The sequence below is a fragment of the Enterobacter sp. NFIX58 genome (assembly GCF_900110475.1).
Lineage (GTDB): Bacteria > Pseudomonadota > Gammaproteobacteria > Enterobacterales > Enterobacteriaceae > Enterobacter > Enterobacter quasiroggenkampii.
In genome coordinates, this window is sequence record NZ_FODW01000002.1 from 555,770 (window position 1) to 572,184 (window position 16,415).

At 52.2% G+C, this 16,415-nt stretch carries 16 protein-coding genes; 8 read left to right on the forward strand and 8 right to left on the reverse strand.

The window, feature by feature from the left end; genetic code table 11:
* Position 1 precedes the first annotated feature (1 nt).
* From BMW97_RS12310 to BMW97_RS12320, 3 genes are all read right to left on the reverse strand, one after another.
* Positions 2-223 carry a TraR/DksA family transcriptional regulator gene (locus tag BMW97_RS12310; RefSeq protein WP_045910038.1) on the reverse strand — a complete coding sequence of 74 codons (222 nt, stop codon included), beginning with the start codon at positions 221-223 and terminating at the stop codon, positions 2-4.
* Positions 223-450: a DUF2732 family protein gene (locus BMW97_RS12315; RefSeq protein ID WP_045910039.1), complete on the reverse strand. Its 228-nt coding sequence runs from the start codon at positions 448-450 to the stop codon at positions 223-225. Before BMW97_RS12315 ends, BMW97_RS12310 begins: the two co-directional genes overlap by 1 nt.
* A gap of 68 nt (positions 451-518) precedes the next feature.
* Entirely contained in the window at positions 519-857 is a 339-nt protein-coding gene (locus tag BMW97_RS12320) for a DUF5347 domain-containing protein (RefSeq protein WP_023616298.1), read from the reverse strand.
* Between the two features lie 227 nt (positions 858-1,084).
* Between BMW97_RS12320 and BMW97_RS12325 the strand changes: the two genes are divergently transcribed.
* The gene (locus BMW97_RS12325; protein WP_045910040.1) at positions 1,085-1,660 is read left to right on the forward strand and encodes a phage repressor protein CI; all 576 of its coding nucleotides are present in this window, start codon (positions 1,085-1,087) and stop codon (positions 1,658-1,660) included.
* Between the two features lie 55 nt (positions 1,661-1,715).
* Here the strand turns inward: BMW97_RS12325 and BMW97_RS12330 are convergent, their stop codons facing one another.
* Both BMW97_RS12330 and BMW97_RS12335 read right to left on the reverse strand, forming a co-directional pair.
* Positions 1,716-2,063 carry an outer membrane protein assembly factor BamE gene (locus tag BMW97_RS12330; protein ID WP_045910041.1) on the reverse strand — a complete coding sequence of 116 codons (348 nt, stop codon included), beginning with the start codon at positions 2,061-2,063 and terminating at the stop codon, positions 1,716-1,718.
* A complete protein-coding gene (locus BMW97_RS12335) occupies positions 2,060-2,563 on the reverse strand; it encodes a hypothetical protein (RefSeq protein ID WP_080347321.1) in 504 nt (167 codons plus the stop codon). The genes BMW97_RS12330 and BMW97_RS12335 overlap by 4 nt, the downstream gene beginning before the upstream one ends.
* A gap of 397 nt (positions 2,564-2,960) precedes the next feature.
* Here BMW97_RS12335 and BMW97_RS12340 point away from each other — a divergent pair, with 397 nt between their 5' ends.
* Positions 2,961-4,130 carry a coiled-coil domain-containing protein gene (locus BMW97_RS12340; protein ID WP_045910042.1) on the forward strand — a complete coding sequence of 390 codons (1,170 nt, stop codon included), beginning with the start codon at positions 2,961-2,963 and terminating at the stop codon, positions 4,128-4,130.
* Here the strand turns inward: BMW97_RS12340 and BMW97_RS12345 are convergent, their stop codons facing one another.
* Positions 4,131-4,895, reverse strand: coding sequence for a siderophore-interacting protein (locus BMW97_RS12345; RefSeq protein ID WP_045910043.1), 765 nt, complete (start codon positions 4,893-4,895; stop codon positions 4,131-4,133). It lies immediately after the preceding gene.
* A gap of 147 nt (positions 4,896-5,042) precedes the next feature.
* On the opposite strand from BMW97_RS12345, the gene BMW97_RS12350 reads away from it, so the two are divergent.
* On the forward strand, positions 5,043-5,537 hold the full coding sequence (locus tag BMW97_RS12350; protein ID WP_045910044.1) for a PadR family transcriptional regulator: 495 nt from the start codon (positions 5,043-5,045) through the stop codon (positions 5,535-5,537).
* Here the strand turns inward: BMW97_RS12350 and BMW97_RS12355 are convergent.
* Both BMW97_RS12355 and BMW97_RS12360 read right to left on the reverse strand, forming a co-directional pair.
* A complete protein-coding gene (locus tag BMW97_RS12355; RefSeq protein WP_045910045.1) occupies positions 5,534-7,093 on the reverse strand; it encodes a methyl-accepting chemotaxis protein in 1,560 nt (519 codons plus the stop codon). The two genes, BMW97_RS12350 and BMW97_RS12355, sit on opposite strands and share 4 nt — an antisense overlap.
* A 337-nt stretch (positions 7,094-7,430) precedes the next feature.
* Positions 7,431-8,951 (reverse strand): methyl-accepting chemotaxis protein, encoded by a 1,521-nt coding sequence (locus BMW97_RS12360; protein ID WP_045910046.1) that lies wholly within the window; start codon positions 8,949-8,951, stop codon positions 7,431-7,433.
* Between the two features lie 436 nt (positions 8,952-9,387).
* Between BMW97_RS12360 and ygjG the strand changes: the two genes are divergently transcribed.
* From ygjG to BMW97_RS12385, 5 genes are all read left to right on the forward strand, one after another.
* Positions 9,388-10,767, forward strand: coding sequence for a putrescine aminotransferase (ygjG, locus tag BMW97_RS12365; protein WP_045910047.1), 1,380 nt, complete (start codon positions 9,388-9,390; stop codon positions 10,765-10,767).
* Between the two features lie 553 nt (positions 10,768-11,320).
* Positions 11,321-11,869: a fimbrial protein BcfA gene (locus BMW97_RS12370; RefSeq protein ID WP_045910048.1), complete on the forward strand. Its 549-nt coding sequence runs from the start codon at positions 11,321-11,323 to the stop codon at positions 11,867-11,869.
* A 223-nt stretch (positions 11,870-12,092) separates the two neighbouring features.
* Positions 12,093-12,731 carry a fimbria/pilus periplasmic chaperone gene (locus tag BMW97_RS12375; protein ID WP_254783054.1) on the forward strand — a complete coding sequence of 213 codons (639 nt, stop codon included), beginning with the start codon at positions 12,093-12,095 and terminating at the stop codon, positions 12,729-12,731.
* A gap of 47 nt (positions 12,732-12,778) precedes the next feature.
* Positions 12,779-15,397 carry a fimbrial biogenesis usher protein gene (locus tag BMW97_RS12380; RefSeq protein WP_045910050.1) on the forward strand — a complete coding sequence of 873 codons (2,619 nt, stop codon included), beginning with the start codon at positions 12,779-12,781 and terminating at the stop codon, positions 15,395-15,397.
* The gene (locus BMW97_RS12385) at positions 15,398-16,414 is read left to right on the forward strand and encodes a fimbrial protein (RefSeq protein WP_045910051.1); all 1,017 of its coding nucleotides are present in this window, start codon (positions 15,398-15,400) and stop codon (positions 16,412-16,414) included.
* Position 16,415 lies beyond the last annotated feature (1 nt).

Genomic DNA, 16,415 nt, shown 5'->3' on the forward strand with positions numbered 1-16,415 from the left:
CTCACCCTCCCCGGACGTGTTTATTTTTCATCTCCGCGATCTCCTGACAGGCGACGCACAGGGCCACGCCGGGCACCGCCATACGGCGCGCCTGCGGTATTGGAGCCTCGCACTCCTCGCAGAAGAAACGTGAAGGCGATGCGGGTCGTCTGCGGGCGCTATTAATGTGGCGCTCTCTGTCTTCCTGCTCGCGCGCCTGGGCAAGATCGATAAAATCGGCCATCAGTGCAGCTCCTGGGATTCACGCTCGTAGCGGGCCGCCTCGTGGCACAGCAGTTCGGCAACGTCTTCTCCGCTCATGCCGGTTTTGTAGATCTGGCTTGCCAGCGCCTCCAGACGCAGGGAGACCGCAAGGGCGCGCGCGCATCGTTCCTCTTTTTTTGCCTCCATCAGCAGACGTTGCAGTTCTTCACTTCCGATCGGATAAGGGCGGTTTTCACTGTGTCGCATTACGCGTTCTCCTTAAATTCAGGCAACAGGGTGCCCGGCGGGTTGACGCCATTCGTTTTTGGGTTGGGTTACAACGGCATGGTCAGCCGTTCAGGAAATAAACTCACAACAGCACGAAAATGATTCATCGCGGTAATTAGCGCTCTTTTCTCCTCTGTGGTCAGCTCGCTGATATCGCACTCATGACGGGCGACGGGTAATCTCGCCAGGAAAAAGAGAGCGGCCAGCGCCCTGCTGTTCTCCTCAAAAAAGGGATCGCGCTTATCGCGCATGTCGGCCATAAACCGCGCCAGCTCTTTCCCGCTATCGCTCCCGTAGCGGGCGCGCAGTTCAGCGATGTGGTTAAGCCCGCTAAGACGCGCCCCAACGCTTAGTGGAACCCTTGCACGGGCAGCTTCTATCGCCATATCTCCCCTCGCGTAAATGTATGCACGCTAATGCGTTCAAAACGGGCAGAGCACGGCTTTTTCCGCCGTTTGAGGATTGCGATTTCGGAAGCCATGCTGCATGATTCCCATTTTGATAATGCCTGCAATCATTAGCCTCAGTTTGCCAACGTCTGCCGCTGATTGCCCGAATTTGTAATGATACTAATACCCAAATGAGTATTAGTAAACACCCAAAGGAATATATTTTGATACTAGATTCTCAAGTGAATAATGAAGAATTGCTCGATAGAATCTGTCAGGTATATGGTTTCACGCAGAAAATCCAGCTGGCCCGACACTTTAATATCGCCGCCAGCTCGCTTCAGAACCGCTACGCGCGCGGTACCATCTCTTACGACTTTGCGGTTCAGTGTGCGCTGGACACTGGCGCCAGCCTCCGCTGGCTGATGACCGGCCAGGGTGCGCAGTTTGCAGGAAACCCCGCCCCGGGCGATCCCGTTTCGGTTGCGACATTCACACTCAGTGACGGAAGGCTGGAAGAAAATTCCATTTTGAGTATCGACGCTGCTTTCTTTAGCAAACCGCTGACGCGCGGCATCGCCGTCCGCGCGGAGGGGAAACTGCACTTTATCGAAAAAGAGGCGTCGTTAACCGACGGACTGTGGCTGGTTGAGATTGAAGGCACCGCCAGCATCCGCGATCTGACGCTGCTGCCGGGGAAAAAACTTCACGTGGCGGGCGGCAAGGTTCCCTTTGAATGCGGTATCGACGAGATAAAAACGGTAGGGCGCGTGGTGGGGATCTATAGCGAAGTAAGCTGAGGATACTGAATCCAAGGCTGACGAGATTCGCCAGCCTTTTGGTTGATTTTAAACGCTATTTTTCGATGTAGTTGTAAGAAGTCAGAATTCCTTTGTCAGAAAAATCGACGGACAGGTGCTGCTTGCGATCCAGATTAAGAGGAATGATGAGATAGATACGACGATCGATGATCTGCGACGTATACTCCCAGTGGCGCGTATTATTGTAGTCAGCCGTATTTGCTGGTACGCCAAAAGCAATCAGCACATCTTTGCGGGTCGTGACCTCTGGGACCAGCTTCTGCTTTATCTCTTTTTCCGAATACTGAGCCAGGCTTGTCGCCTTGGTTCCGTCGTAGTTCGATGCACATGAGGCGCTCAGGAGACAGGCTAACGCCACACCTAAAAAGTTAATGGCTTTCACTGTACAAAATCCTTTTCAACATAAATGCCATTGACGGTATCAAGCGCGACTTCTTTCATATAAAGCACGCAATATCCCGTTTTATCGCTATAGCTAATATGCCCTTCGTAGATCTTTTTCTTTTCTGGCGTGAAAGTCAGCGATACATTACATCCCTGATATAAAGCGTGCTGGATAGTGGTTTTTTCATCTGGCACAATCAACGTTTCGAAATAATCTTTATCGTATTTCTTCCCCGTGACTTTAGGGAGACCAATATCTTTCGTCGACCCAAGGAAAGGGTTCAAATAACGATTGTGCTTAAGTACCCACCCACCTGTTTCTTTACCAGATTTATCATACTGATAGATGCCATAACTCATCGGCGGCCCAATGAGACGAAGCTTAGCGACATCCTCGCTACTCGGCGGTGGCGTGTACATTTTCGGCTCAGGAAAGAAAGTACTGCAGCCAGAAAGACTCACTATTGCTGGAATAATTATATATTTTAAAAATCGCATACCGTTACCTTTATATATATCCTTGCTTATTTTTCAGAGAGACACCCCGAGGCATTAACATCCCTGAATGCTATTAACAAATCACTCATAGATATAAAGGTCAACTAAAAAAAATAAATTTAGGTTTAGTGTAATAAAAATGCGCGTGCCGTTGGATTTTGAAGAGTTTATTAATACTTTCTGTACAACGAATCGCCAATGTTGGCTCACTCTTCAAGCGTGGTAACACTGGCAGAGCGGGAACCGTAAACTCAAACCCTCCTGTTCCTTTACTCACAAACTGCAAAACTAAAGAAATCCCCCATCGCGCCGATCATCATCCGTGTGTATTATTTCCTGTAGCTTTTACAACAACTAACCTTAACTCAAATACTTAAGCGCCAAAGCGAAAGGCATCATGAGCACACCGATCAAACGGCTAGAAATCATTAAAAATGCCATTGAACTGGAAGATGACGACATCATCCAGAGCCAGCTGACACGCCTGAAAAATGAAGCGTTTGACGATGAGCTACAGGCAATCGTCGTGGCGCTTGAGGAGAAGAACTACACTGCGGCCATGGCGGCCATTACCGCCTGGCTGCAGGGCCAGCGCGCCGTGACCCCGTGGCGCGATCCGCAGGTGGCGGCCAGCAAGCTGGAGCTGAAGGCGCTGGAAGAGCGTCTGCGCGATCTGATTGACCGCCGCAACGCGCGAGTGCAGCAGCTTGATGAGTTCAACGATCTCTATTTCTCCCGCCTCGGGCCGCTGATGCAGCAGATCCTCGCCCTGCGTAAAACGCTGGCGGAGCTGAACCTGCGTCGTCAGCAGGCGGAAGCGCGTCGTCGCGAGGAGGATTACCGTCGCTGCCAGCACTATATGGCGCAGGCGGTAGAGGTGCTGGCGACGCTCACCCAGCGCTGGCGCGATCTCCCGGCTGACTCCGTCCAGGCCGCCGAGGCACGTAAGCATCTGGAGCAGCAAAGCAATCTGATTGCCAACCTGCTGGCCGAAGCGCAGGAGCTGGAGAGCGGCTTAACGCGCGAAGAGGAGCCTGCGCGTCAGGCTCGCGACGAGGCCAACGAAGAGTACGAGAAGTATCGCGAACAGCATCACGATGCCGAAGTGCGGCTGCGCAAAGGTAAGCATCTTTCGCAAGAGGACCAGAACGAACTCAAGCGTCTCTGGCGGCAGGCGAGCAAGCTTTGCCACCCGGATCTGGTGGCGGACGATCTGAAAGAAGAAGCCAACAACATGATGGTGCAGCTTAACCAGGCGAAGCAGCGCGGCGATGTGAAAGCCATTCGCTCGCTGGTGGCCCGCCTGCAGCAGGGCTTCGAGCCATTGATGGCCAGCGACAGGCTGAACGATCTGGAACGTATCCGCAAAAAAATGGCGCAGGTCCGCGAGCAGATCGACACCTTAGTGAACGAGCTGGCGGAGCTGGAGAAAGAGGAGTCCTGGCTGCTGGTCTCCTCGCTGAGCAATATGGAAGCGTACTTTGCTCAGCAGGAGAAAGCGCTGCACGAGGTCCGCGCCTCGCTCGAACATCAGGTGAGCGAAGCGCAGCTGGATTCGGCAGCCTGATTATTTGGCGTGCCAGTATGCGCTGGCACGCACCAGCTGCGGGTCAATGGCGTCGGCTTCAAACTGACGGCTCAGGCTTTTCACCACCTTCCCTTCCCCGGTCAGCCAGATAAAGTAATCGTCCCCCGGAACGGTCAGCGTCGCCAGATGGTCCGCGACGGCCTGCTCGCTGTGGCCCACCACCCAGGTGATGTTGAATGCGCTCAGGTGCGCCAGATAGTCCTTATACGATTCATCCCCAACCGTCACGACCGCCTGCACATCCGGGCGAACCGGCAGTTGCGCAATACTCTCTAAGCGTCGACGCAGCGCGGGCATGCCGGACTCGTCGCACACGTACAGCTGCCAGGCGTAATCCTCCGGCACCACCAGCGAACCGCGCGGGCCGCCGATGGTCAGCTTATCGCCTACCTTCGCCTGTAGCGCCCATCCGCTGGCAATGCCGCCGTCATGAATGAAGAAATCCAACGCCAGCTCATGACGGGCCTCATCGTAGAGCGGCGTATAGTCGCGCGCCTGCGGACGCACGCCGTCACCCCAGTCGATGCCTTCATCGGTGACCGCCGGCGGCGTAAACGTCGTCCCGGGTGCCGGGAAAAAGACTTTGGTATGGTCGTCGAAACCGCGGGAGCTAAAGCCCTCCAGCGCCTCGCCGCCTAGCACAATGCGCTGGAACCCCGCGCTGACGCGCTCAACGCGGAGCACCGTCAGTTCGCGAAAACGCAGGTCATTACGAACACGCTGTGGATAACGGGTAGATGCCATTTTTAGACCCTTTTCTGGTGAATACGATATATCTAAATCAATTTTCAAATGATAATGATTACTAATAAGGAAAAATGCAAGATCTTTTAGATTGCATCTGAATATATCTTAGATATAGTTTAGATATATCAAAATGAAGGGCATATTATGCGACACGAACACGATGGCGGCGGGCGTCGGCCGCGCTTTTTTGGCCACGGCGATCTACGGCTGGTGATTCTGGATATCCTGACCCGTAGCGCAAGCCACGGCTACGAGCTGATCAAAGAGATCGAGAACCTGACGCAGGGAAACTACACCCCGAGCCCGGGCGTCATCTATCCCACCCTGGATTATCTGCAGGATCAGACATTTATCACCATTACGGAAGAAGAAAACGGGCGTAAGCGCATTGCGATTACCGCTGAAGGACAACGCTGGCTGGATGAAAACCAGGAACAGCTGGAACAGATCCAGGTGCGTATCAAAGCGCGCAGCGTCGGCTTTCAGCTACGCAAAAACCCGCAGATGAAGCGGGCGCTGGATAACTTCAAGGCGGTACTGGACCTGAAGGTAAATCAGGGAGAGCTCAGCGACGCGCAGCTTAAGCAGATTATCGGCGTGATTGACCGCGCGGCGCTGGAGATCTCCCAGCTGGATTAAGCCGGTGCGTGCTCGCTCACGCGGAAGACGCGTACCAGCTCTTTCAGGTGCATCGCCTGTTCATTAAGCGATGCCGCCGCCGCGACGGACTCCTCCACCAGCGCGGAGTTTTGCTGGGTGGTGGCGTCAATCAGGCCAATCGCGCTGTTGATCTGCGAGATCCCCTCCGTCTGCTCATGGCTGGCCTGACGGATCTCACGCAGGATCGCATCCATCTCCTCCACGTTGCCGACCATGCCGTTAATCAGCCCACTCGCTTTTTCGACCAGGTTCATCCCGTCCTGGGTCTGGCTGGTGGAGCTCTCAATCAGCTCCCGGATTTCGCTGGCAGACGACGCGCTCTTCTGGGCAAGCTGGCGCACCTCACCGGCGACCACCGCAAAGCCACGGCCATGCTCACCGGCGCGCGCCGCTTCCACCGCCGCGTTCAGCGCCAGAATGTTGGTCTGGAATGCAATGGCGTCGATCAGGTCGATAATGTCGGACATCCTGTTGGAAGTCTCATTAATCAGGCGCATTTTGCTGGTCACCTGCTTCATCATCTCACCGTTGTTTTTGACCACCGTGGCGGCATCGGCAGAAAGATTGGTCGCTTCACCGGTATGCGAGGCGGTATTTTTCACCGTCGCGGTGATCTGCTCCATCGAGGCGGCGGTCTGTTCGACAGAACTTGCCTGCTCTTCCGTGCGCGCGGCCAAATCCTGGTTCCCGGCGACAATCTGCGCGGCTGCGCTGGAGATATTCTCCGAGCCGGTCTGCACCTGCTGCACAATGTCCAGCAGTCGCGTCTTCATCTCCATCAGCGCATGCAGCAACAAGCCCGTTTCGTCTTTGCCGTGCGGCGTGATGCTGCCCGTCAGATCGCCCTCTGAAATCGCTTTTGCGAAATTCACCGCCTCACCGAGCGGGCGGGTGATAGCGCGCACGATAAACCAGCCAATCAGGCTGCCTGCCGCAACGCTAAAGAGCGTGAGCAGGATCAGCAGCAGACGGTTAGACCTGAAATCCCCTTCCACCTGCGTACCCGCACGCTGCATCTCGCTGTTCTGAATGGCAATCAACTCCTTCACCTTCGCTTTATAAGCCTGCTGCACGGCAAGGGTGGTGGTCATCATCTCCTGAATGGCGCCCGCACGGTTGTTGTTCTGCACTGCCTGCAAAATACGATAGCGCGAATCCAGATACTGCTGGCGCACGCTGCGGATATCCGCCAGCACCTGCTGAGACTTTTGATCCTGCAAGGCGTTGTTCAGCTCGCCCAGAATCACCGTAATATGCTCGCTGATCTCTTTCAGGCGCTGCTGAGATTGCCCCGTGTAAGTACCCTGCTCGTCCAGCAGCATCAGCTGTTGAGTGCTAATAAATTCCTGGAAGTTATCGATTAACTGGTTCGCTTTTACCGTGGTCGGATAGTCATGGGTAATAATGGATTGCATCCCATTATTTGCCCGGTTCAGGCTCAGCAAAGACACACTTGCGCTGATCGCCATCAGGACAATAAAGAACCCAAACGCCAGAAATAATTTCGTGCCGATCTTTACGTCATGTAAGAACATATTTACTCCATCGATGTGATTATTTCTCAGACGATCGCTGTTATCGGTAACGGATTGGCTAACTTTATGACTTTGATCGTTTTTTTATTTCATAACCCTCACAATGCATAGGTGTAGGCTATTAATATTGCTTCATCGATCGTTACCAGACCGTCAAACGGGGTATTTTTGAAACAGGATTCTGAAGAACTGACTTAGGCAGGAATAAATAACTGAGGCACTTTCTTTAGTTATTTAATATTAAATTAACAATAAACCACATTAATAGTCACAATGGGAAAAATAAAAAGCCGTTTATTCCTTATGGTATAAACGGCTTTTTTGGAACATGACTGACTCAATGGAGCACGGTCACCGCATCCTTAAGACGTCCGGCGCGATGCTTCACCATGGCAGAAATGTGCGCGCTCTCCTCCACCAGGTCGGCGTTTTTCTGCGTGATGCTGTCAAGTTCAGCCACCGCACGGGTTAACTCTGATAACCCGGTTGCCTGCTCGGAGGTCGCGTGGCTGATCTGGGCGATAAGCTGCGTCACGTTTTTCACCTGCACAACGATATCATCCATCGTACGGCCCGCAGCGTGTACCTGCTCAGAGCCGGACTGCACCTTGCTGGCGCTGGCATCAATGAGTTTACGAATATCATTAGCCGCACTGGCGCTGCGGCTGGCAAGATGGCGGACTTCGCCCGCGACCACAGCAAACCCTTTACCCTGCTCGCCTGCCCTTGCCGCTTCAACCGCCGCGTTCAGCGCCAGAATATTGGTCTGGAAAGCGATATCGTTAATCAGAGAGGTAATCGAGCCAATTCGCTGCGTGCTGTCGGCAATGTCATCCATCGTTTTAACGACGGTCTGCATCGCATTGCCCCCTTTCGTGGCCGCGCTGCTCGCGGCCACGGAGAGTTTGTCCACCTCGGCGGCGGTTTCGGAGTTACTCTGAACGGACGCGGCCATCTGGTTCATTGTCGCGACGGTCTGCTGCACGTTCGCGACGGTCTGACGCGTACGATCGTTCAGATCTTCATTTCCCTGCGCCAGCCTGTCGCTGCCGTCACGGACGCTCACCACCTGGCTCGACACGTCATTGATCAACCAGCGGCACATCAGGCCAAGCTGCCCTACCGCGCGCAGCGTCAGGCCCAGCTCGTCGCTGCGGTTCAGGTGCTGCACGCTATTGCGCTCGCCGGTGGCGACCTTCAGCGCCTGTCGCGCCACATTCTCGATCGGGCGGACAATCTGTTGCTCAAACAGCAGCGTTCCCAGCAGCATCGCCACCGCGGCCGCGGCGAGCGGCGTCCAGCCTGCGGAGGTCGCGGCCAGCGTGGCGGCGAGTACGGCAAAGAGCACCGCCATCACGCTGCGCACGCGCCAGCGCAGCGGCATGGCCGGCAGTTTGCCCAGCCAGCCCTTTCCCACCACCAGCCCTTTGTGAATACGTTTTTTGCAGCGCCCGTCGTTCAGCGCCCGGTAGAGCGGCTCCACGGCGGCGATCTCTTCCGCTGTGGCTCTGGTGCGAATCGACATATAGCCCGTCACCTGCCCGCGGCGCACCATCGGCACCGCGTTAGCACGCACCCAGTAGTGGTCACCGTTTTTGCGCCGGTTTTTGACAATCCCGCTCCACGGCTCGCCCTGCTGCAGCGTGTACCACATATCGGCAAACGCGGCTTTTGGCATATCGGGATGGCGCACCATATTGTGCGGCTGGCCCGTCAGCTCATCGAGCTGGTAACCGCTCACCTGCACAAAGGTGTCGTTGGCGTGGGTAATGTAGCTGTGGATGTCTGTGGTAGACATTAAGGTGGTGTCATCGTCCAGAGGATATTCATTCTGGGTGACATAGGTTGGAGAGGACATGGCGTGCATCCCTTGCAGGTTATTTGAATGTTAATTTTGTGGGTCATTGTTTTTTCGGCGGTAAACAATTTATCTTTAGTTGTTAAACTTGATGGAGATCGCAGATTTGACTTAAACCATACTTTTTGTACGATTTTTTTAATCCATTGATTTCAAATACTTTCGCAGAGAAATTACCCACAAAGCATGACCCGTTAATGCCCGCTTAAGTCGCATCATATGCACTTCTTTAGTGCAGCGGCGCTTTTACCCCCTTCTTTATACTCTCTGCCCCGTACCGCTAAATCTCGTTTGGCTTCTATCGGCATGATTAAATATTGTGCAACATTATTTTAACCTGGCGTTTATCCCGATTTTCGTTAAGGCATCTGAAGTGGCGTAATCCCTGCAATACTTAAACCAGTATCATGTGATACGCGATCCCCGGGAGCACATTTTGAACAGGTTACCTTCCAGCGCCTCGGCTCTTGCCTGTACCGCGCACGCACTGAATCTCATTGAGAAGCGAACGCTTGATCATGAGGAGATGAAACAACTTAACCGAGAGGTCATCGATTACTTTAAAGAGCATGTCAATCCAGGGTTTCTGGAGTATCGCAAATCTGTTACCGCCGGCGGGGATTACGGAGCCGTAGAGTGGCAAGCGGGAAGTCTGAACACGCTTGTCGACACCCAGGGACAGGAGTTTATCGATTGCCTGGGAGGTTTTGGAATTTTCAACGTGGGGCACCGTAATCCAGTTGTGGTTTCCGCCGTACAGAATCAACTTGCGAAACAACCTCTCCATAGCCAGGAACTGCTCGACCCGCTTCGCGCCATGCTCGCGAAAACGCTGGCGGCCTTAACGCCCGGCAAACTGAAATACAGCTTCTTTAGCAACAGCGGCACGGAATCGGTCGAAGCGGCGATTAAGCTCGCCAAAGCGTACCAGTCGCCGCGCGGGAAATTCACCTTCATCGCCACCAGCGGCGCGTTCCACGGTAAATCCCTGGGCGCACTGTCGGCGACCGCGAAATCCACGTTCCGCAAACCGTTTATGCCACTGCTGCCGGGCTTCCGCCACGTGCCGTTCGGTGACATTCACGCCATGCGCACCGCACTGAGCGAATGCCGTAAAACCGGCGATGACGTGGCGGCGATGATCCTGGAGCCGATTCAGGGTGAAGGCGGCGTCATCCTCCCTCCGCAGGGCTATCTGCCTGCCGTGCGTCAGCTGTGCGATGAGTTTGGCGCGCTGCTGATCCTCGACGAAGTCCAGACCGGAATGGGGCGCACCGGCAAGATGTTTGCCTGCGAGCACGAGAACGTTCAACCGGACATTCTGTGCCTGGCGAAAGCGTTGGGCGGCGGCGTCATGCCGATTGGCGCAACGGTGGCTACCGAAGAGGTGTTCTCGGTGCTGTTCGACAATCCGTTCCTGCATACCACCACCTTTGGCGGTAACCCGCTGGCCTGTGCGGCGGCGCTGGCGACCATCAACGTGCTGCTGGAGCAAAACCTGCCTGCGCAGGCGGAGCAAAAAGGCGACATGCTGCTGGATGGCTTCCGCCAGTTGGGCCGTGAATTCCCGGATTTGATCCAGGATGCGCGCGGCAAAGGGTTGCTGATGGCCATTGAGTTTGTTGACAACGAAATCGGCTACAGCTTCGCGAGCGAGATGTTCCGCCAGCGGGTGCTGGTGGCCGGCACGCTCAACAACTCAAAAACCATCCGCGTGGAACCCCCGCTGACGTTGACGATTGAGCAGTGTGAGCAGGTGCTGAAAGCGGCGCGTAAAGCGCTGGTGGCGCTGCGGGTAAAAGTGGAAGAAATATAATTATTCCTCTTTTCTTTTGTACGGTCCGGGAACAGAGTTGACAGATATTGACTTCATTCCCGGACCGTACAGCTTTCGCAAGAAGAGGTGACGTTAGCGCCGACGCGAATCATTTCAATTTGTAATCAAGTATTCCATAATGAAAATGAATAGCCTCTTCCCTTGACGTGTAATTTCAGCCCGAAATTAAATATTTAATCTTTAATCTTTACTGTAAGACAACGCTTAATAATACACTCCAATTATCAATCTCAGCGATACAAACCCGCAAAATTTCACCGCGGCGAGTATTTACTGTACTAATTCATACTAAAAATTAATAAAGATAAAGTTAAAAATACATTTAGAATTTCTAATTTAAAATGAGAAATCAACAGATTGATATAATATTTATCAGCGCATAAAATAATTCCCCGGAACATCATGAGAATGTGCGAAACATATTTATTGTATAATGCTGTATATCAAGGCTTTTTAAACCAGCATTATTTGATTCAGGTATTTACAATTTTGTTTCAACTTGACAGAGAACTGTTTATTTAAAAGGATTTGTATGAAAAAGCATGTCTTAGCAATGGTTGTTGCGGCCACAATGGCAAGCGCTGTAACCATGAATGCACAAGCGGAAAGCACAACGGTAACGGTAAGTGGCGGTACCGTTAACTTCGTAGGTCAGGTTGTGAATGCAGCGTGTTCAGTCGCTGCAGACTCCGTCGACCAGACCGTAATTCTTAGCCAGGTTCGTACCGTAAAACTGACTGAAAGCGGAATGCTGGCCAATCAGAAAGAAGATTTCCACATCAAGCTGGAAGACTGCGACACGACCGTGAGCCAAAATGCAGCCGTCATTTTCAACGCCCAGCAGGATGCCACTCAGCCGGGTGCGATGGCGAATACAGCGGGTGCAGGGTCTGCGCTGAACGTTGCTCTGCAACTGTTTGGCCCTGACGGTAAAAAACTTGACCTGGGAACCACGTCTTCAGCGATCGGTCTGATTAACGGTGAAAATATCATTCCACTGAGCGTTGACTATATCGCAACTGGCGCGGCAACACCGGGTAACGTAGCGTCTACGGCAACCTTCCAGATGGTTTATTCCTGATCTGGACGGAAGGTTGTTGAACCTCCTTCACGCCCCGGTGTGAAGGAGGTTTTTTCAATGTAAACACGCATTTTTATATGTATTGAATACAGAGGATTAAACGAAATACGGTGTCCTGTGTATTCAGTTATATATTTAAGAAAGTGAAATATAAATGACACGAATTACTCCAGCAACTTTTATCAGCCAGCTGATTACTCATTCTTTCTTATTAGCCGCTTCAATGCTGACTATGGCTCACGCTGGTGGTATCGGCCTTGGCGCAACGCGAATCATTTATCCGCAGGGTGATAAGCAGGTTTCGTTGCCTGTTACGAATACTTCCGAGAACAATGCCTTTTTAGTGCAATCCTGGGTAGCAAATGCTGACCAGTCAAAATCTCAGGATTTTATTGTTACTCCCCCACTTTTTGTGATGCATCCAAAAAAAGAAAACACTGTGCGAATAATGTACGCTGGACCGGATCTGCCTACGGACAGAGAAAGCGTCTTTTTTTTCAACAGTAAAGCCATCCCGGCGGTCGATAAAAGCAAGTTGCAGGGAAATACGCTGCAGATTGCGACCCAAAGCGTTATTAAGCTTTTTATTCGTCCTAAAAAGTTACCGACGCCGTCCATTGATGCGCCAAAGTCGCTGCGTTGCGCGCTGGCTAACGGCAAACTGACCATCAAAAACCCATCGCCTTATTACGTTTCTCTGGTTCAACTCAAAGTCGGAAGCGCGAAATTAACAAACACAATGGTTTCGCCCATGAACAGTCTGGTCATTGATCTCCCGGCAGGAAGCGGGAGCCAGGTGAGTTTCCAGACGGTTAATGATTTTGGTGCTACCACACCTGTTCAGTCATGCCCTGGAGCATAACGTTCCCGAAAAAACACGAACATAGCGCGTTGAAGCAGGCAGGAAAAATGAAGTGTCGTAAGTATCAGACAAGGATTGTCATTCATCGTTTGGCCCCTCTCACACTGGCCATGCTCGGTGCCTTATCATCCGTTAGCGCGGATGCAAACTATTATTTCAACCCTGCCTTCCTCTCAAGCGATCCTGCTGCGGTTGCGGATTTATCCCGTTTTAGTACTTCAGGTCAGGCGCCCGGAGTTTACCGCGTAGACGTCTGGCTGAATGACAATTTTATCGCCACGCGCGACATCACCTTTAATATTCGTAAGGTGTCAAAACCCACAGATGATGATACGGGGCTCGCGCCCTGTTTATCGCTCAAATCACTGGATGCAATGGGCGTTAATGTCGATGCATTTCCAGGCTTGAAAGACGAAAAAGAGAGCCAGTGTGCGGACTTACCTTCTGCCATCCCTGCGGCCAGCACCCTTTTTGATTTTGAACGGCAACGCCTGGATATCAGCATCCCGCAAGCTGCGCTGCGTAATAACGCACGTGGTTATATTCCTCCAGAACAATGGGATGAAGGGATCAATGCCCTGTTGCTGAATTACGACTTCACGGGTTCACACAGCCGTAATAGCGGCGATCATGGTTCGACAACCGACAACTACTTTTTAGGAATGAACAGCGGGTTTAACCTGGGTCCCTGGCGACTGCGGGATTTTTCCACATGGAACTACAGCAGCAGCGGTTCAGAGACTTACACAGACTGGCAGCACATTAAAACCTACGTTGAACGTGCCGTTATCCCACTGAAGAGCAAGCTCACAATAGGTGAAAATTACACAACGTCGGATATTTTCGATAGCCTGCCGTTTCGGGGAGTGCAGATCAATTCGGATGAAAACATGCTGCCGGATAGCATGAAGGGTTTTGCCCCCACCATTCGCGGGATCGCGAAATCCAATGCGCAGGTGACGGTTAAACAAAACGGTTACACCATCTATCAAAGCTATGTCCCGCCAGGCGCATTTGCGATTACCGATCTTTACCCCACCTCATCCAGCGGCGATTTGAATGTCGAGGTAAAAGAATCTGACGGTACGATCAACAGTTACTCCGTACCCTATTCTGCGGTTCCGGTTTTACAGCGTGAAGGTAGCGTAAAATATTCCGCTACCGCTGCCCGTTATCGCAGTAGCAGCGATCAGCAAGAGGACGTGAACTTTGTCCAGGGAACGCTCATCTGGGGTTTACCCAAAGGGTTTACGGTTTATGGCGGTTCTCAGCTGACGGAAAAATACGCCGCCTTTGCCGCCGGTTCCGGCGTAAACCTGGGTAACTTTGGTGCTGTCTCGGCCGATTTCACCCATGCCCAAAGCGAACTGAGCGACGGTAGCTCACACAGCGGGCAATCAATACGTTTTTTATATGCAAAATCGCTGAACAACGTTGGAACCAACTTTCAGCTGTTAGGTTATCGCTACTCAACATCCGGTTTTTATACGCTGGATGAAACCACCTATAAGCAGATGAAAGGGTATATCGGCCAGGACGATCCGAATAACGGCACCGAAGACCATGAGCCCGTGTGGACTGATTATTACAATCTCTACTACACCAAACGCGGTAAGTTACAGGCCAATATTTCCCAGCAATTGGGTCAGGCCGGGTCGATTTTCCTCAACGGCAGTCAGCAAACATACTGGCATACCGATGAAAAAAACACGCTTCTGCAGCTAGGCTATAGCGGAACGGCAGCAGGCGTGAGCTATAACCTGACGTATAACTACAATAAAGCGCCAGGCATGAGCAACAGCGATCGCATTTATTCGTTAACGCTCTCATTCCCGCTTAATCTCTGGCTCCACCCGGGTGGAGACGTGACCAAACGTTTAAACAGCATTTATACCACTTACGGCATGAGCGCCGATGATAATGGTAGGGTTACCAACACAGCGGGCATTAACGGAACGCTGCTTGAGGATAATAACCTGAGCTACAGCGTTCAGCAGGGTTATCAAAATCAGCATGCCGGTGCCAGCGGTAGCGTCAGTACGGAATATGATAGCGCCTACGGTAATGCGAACCTGGGGTACAACTACAGTAATAACGGCGATTACCAACAGATAAACTATGGCCTCAGCGGCGGTATTGTCGCCCACCGCAATGGCATTACCTTGAGCCAGCCGTTAGGCGATACCAATGTCCTGATCGCAGCGCCAGGCGCAAGCAACGTTAAGGTTGAAGACGGACCCGGGATCCACACTGACTGGCGAGGCTATGCCGTTGTGCCGTACGCCAGCGCATACCACCGTAACCGTATGGCGCTGAATACCAACTCCCTGAGCGACGACCTGGACATTGACGAGGCCGTTACCCAGGTTGTTCCCACCCAGGGTGCCCTTGTACGCGCGACCTTCAAAGCCCGCTCCGGCAATCGTGCCATGATCTCATTAATTCATAACGGTCAACCGGTGCCCTTTGGTGCCATTGTCACGCGCGGTGATGAAGGGGGAGACACGATTGTAGGCGAGAACGGCGAAGCTTATCTGTCAGGGCTGGGCTCAACAGGCACCCTGACGGCGCAATGGGGCGACACCCGCGATAAAAAATGTATTGCGATCTATAAGCTAACTGAAACAAAGCAGTCCCTCGTGCGTTTAAAAGCGGAGTGCCGATAGGTGAAATTACGTATTTTTATTTTATTACTGAGTCTTGTCACGTCAGCGAAAAGCCTGGCGGTGATCTGCCATAATTTTTCAAATAGCATTACGATTGTAAATTACGATCTGTCAACGACGTTGACCAAAGAAGAAAACCAGCTAGGAAAGGCTGTTGAACTGATTAAGTCACAGGATGTGGGCGTCGAAGCCATATGCGCGCAACACCCTGACGGGGATTCTCGAACCTATCGTTCATACCGAAGCCCCTTTCCGGTTATCTTCACAGAAGATCAGTGGAAATATATGAGCCTCGATCCAACCTATATCGCGGGCGCGATGCGCATTACCGACTCTGATATTGGTGATTATTATCCCCCTGCGGATTACATCCATATGGGGAAAGACTGGAGGGTCGATAAAGAAGATCTTAACGAACCCTTTTCAGTATATGATTCCAATCTGGTGTTCAGAATAAAAATTGTCAAACCGTTTATTGGCACGGTGATTATCCCCAATAAAGTGATGTTCAATGTTTATGTTACAACAACGAACACTGACCCGCTGAATACTATTGTTTATCAAATTACGTACAACGGCGCCGTAACCGTGCCGCAAAACTGCGTCATTAATGCGGGACAGGTGATCACTGTTGATCTGGGAAAACTAAACAGTTCTTCATTCACGACCGTCGGTGAGAAGCCGTATAACGCGCCGGTAAAAACCTTTAACGTTCCTGTGGAATGTAATGCGGACGTGATATCACCCGCGCATCTCACACTTCGACTGGTGGCAACAGCAGACACGCACGTTAGTCAGGCGCTTGCAACCGATAATAAAGATGTTGGCGTCGTGGTAACCAACGAAAATGGCACCGTCATGATCCCTAACGACACGTCCAGTGTCGCTGATTTTATTACTGATGATACGGGCCATGCCGATGTAACGTTAAAAACCTACCCTATCAGCACCACAGGCAATGCTCCAGCAGAAGGTGTTTTCACAGCTCTGGCATGTTTACGTATCGATTTTGCGTAAG

Bases quoted from the DNA above. Each gene is read 5' to 3' on its own strand.
- BMW97_RS12310 (WP_045910038.1), bottom strand. From the start codon at position 223: ATGGCCGATTTTATCGATCTTGCCCAGGCGCGCGAGCAGGAAGACAGA.
- BMW97_RS12315 (WP_045910039.1), bottom strand. From the start codon at position 450: ATGCGACACAGTGAAAACCGCCCTTATCCGATCGGAAGTGAAGAACTG.
- BMW97_RS12320 (WP_023616298.1), bottom strand. From the start codon at position 857: ATGGCGATAGAAGCTGCCCGTGCAAGGGTTCCACTAAGCGTTGGGGCG.
- BMW97_RS12335 (WP_080347321.1), bottom strand. From the start codon at position 2,563: ATGCGATTTTTAAAATATATAATTATTCCAGCAATAGTGAGTCTTTCT.
- BMW97_RS12340 (WP_045910042.1), top strand. From the start codon at position 2,961: ATGAGCACACCGATCAAACGGCTAGAAATCATTAAAAATGCCATTGAA.
- BMW97_RS12345 (WP_045910043.1), bottom strand. From the start codon at position 4,895: ATGGCATCTACCCGTTATCCACAGCGTGTTCGTAATGACCTGCGTTTT.
- BMW97_RS12350 (WP_045910044.1), top strand. From the start codon at position 5,043: ATGCGACACGAACACGATGGCGGCGGGCGTCGGCCGCGCTTTTTTGGC.
- BMW97_RS12355 (WP_045910045.1), bottom strand. From the start codon at position 7,093: ATGTTCTTACATGACGTAAAGATCGGCACGAAATTATTTCTGGCGTTT.
- BMW97_RS12360 (WP_045910046.1), bottom strand. From the start codon at position 8,951: ATGTCCTCTCCAACCTATGTCACCCAGAATGAATATCCTCTGGACGAT.
- BMW97_RS12370 (WP_045910048.1), top strand. From the start codon at position 11,321: ATGAAAAAGCATGTCTTAGCAATGGTTGTTGCGGCCACAATGGCAAGC.
- BMW97_RS12375 (WP_254783054.1), top strand. From the start codon at position 12,093: ATGCTGACTATGGCTCACGCTGGTGGTATCGGCCTTGGCGCAACGCGA.
- BMW97_RS12380 (WP_045910050.1), top strand. From the start codon at position 12,779: ATGAAGTGTCGTAAGTATCAGACAAGGATTGTCATTCATCGTTTGGCC.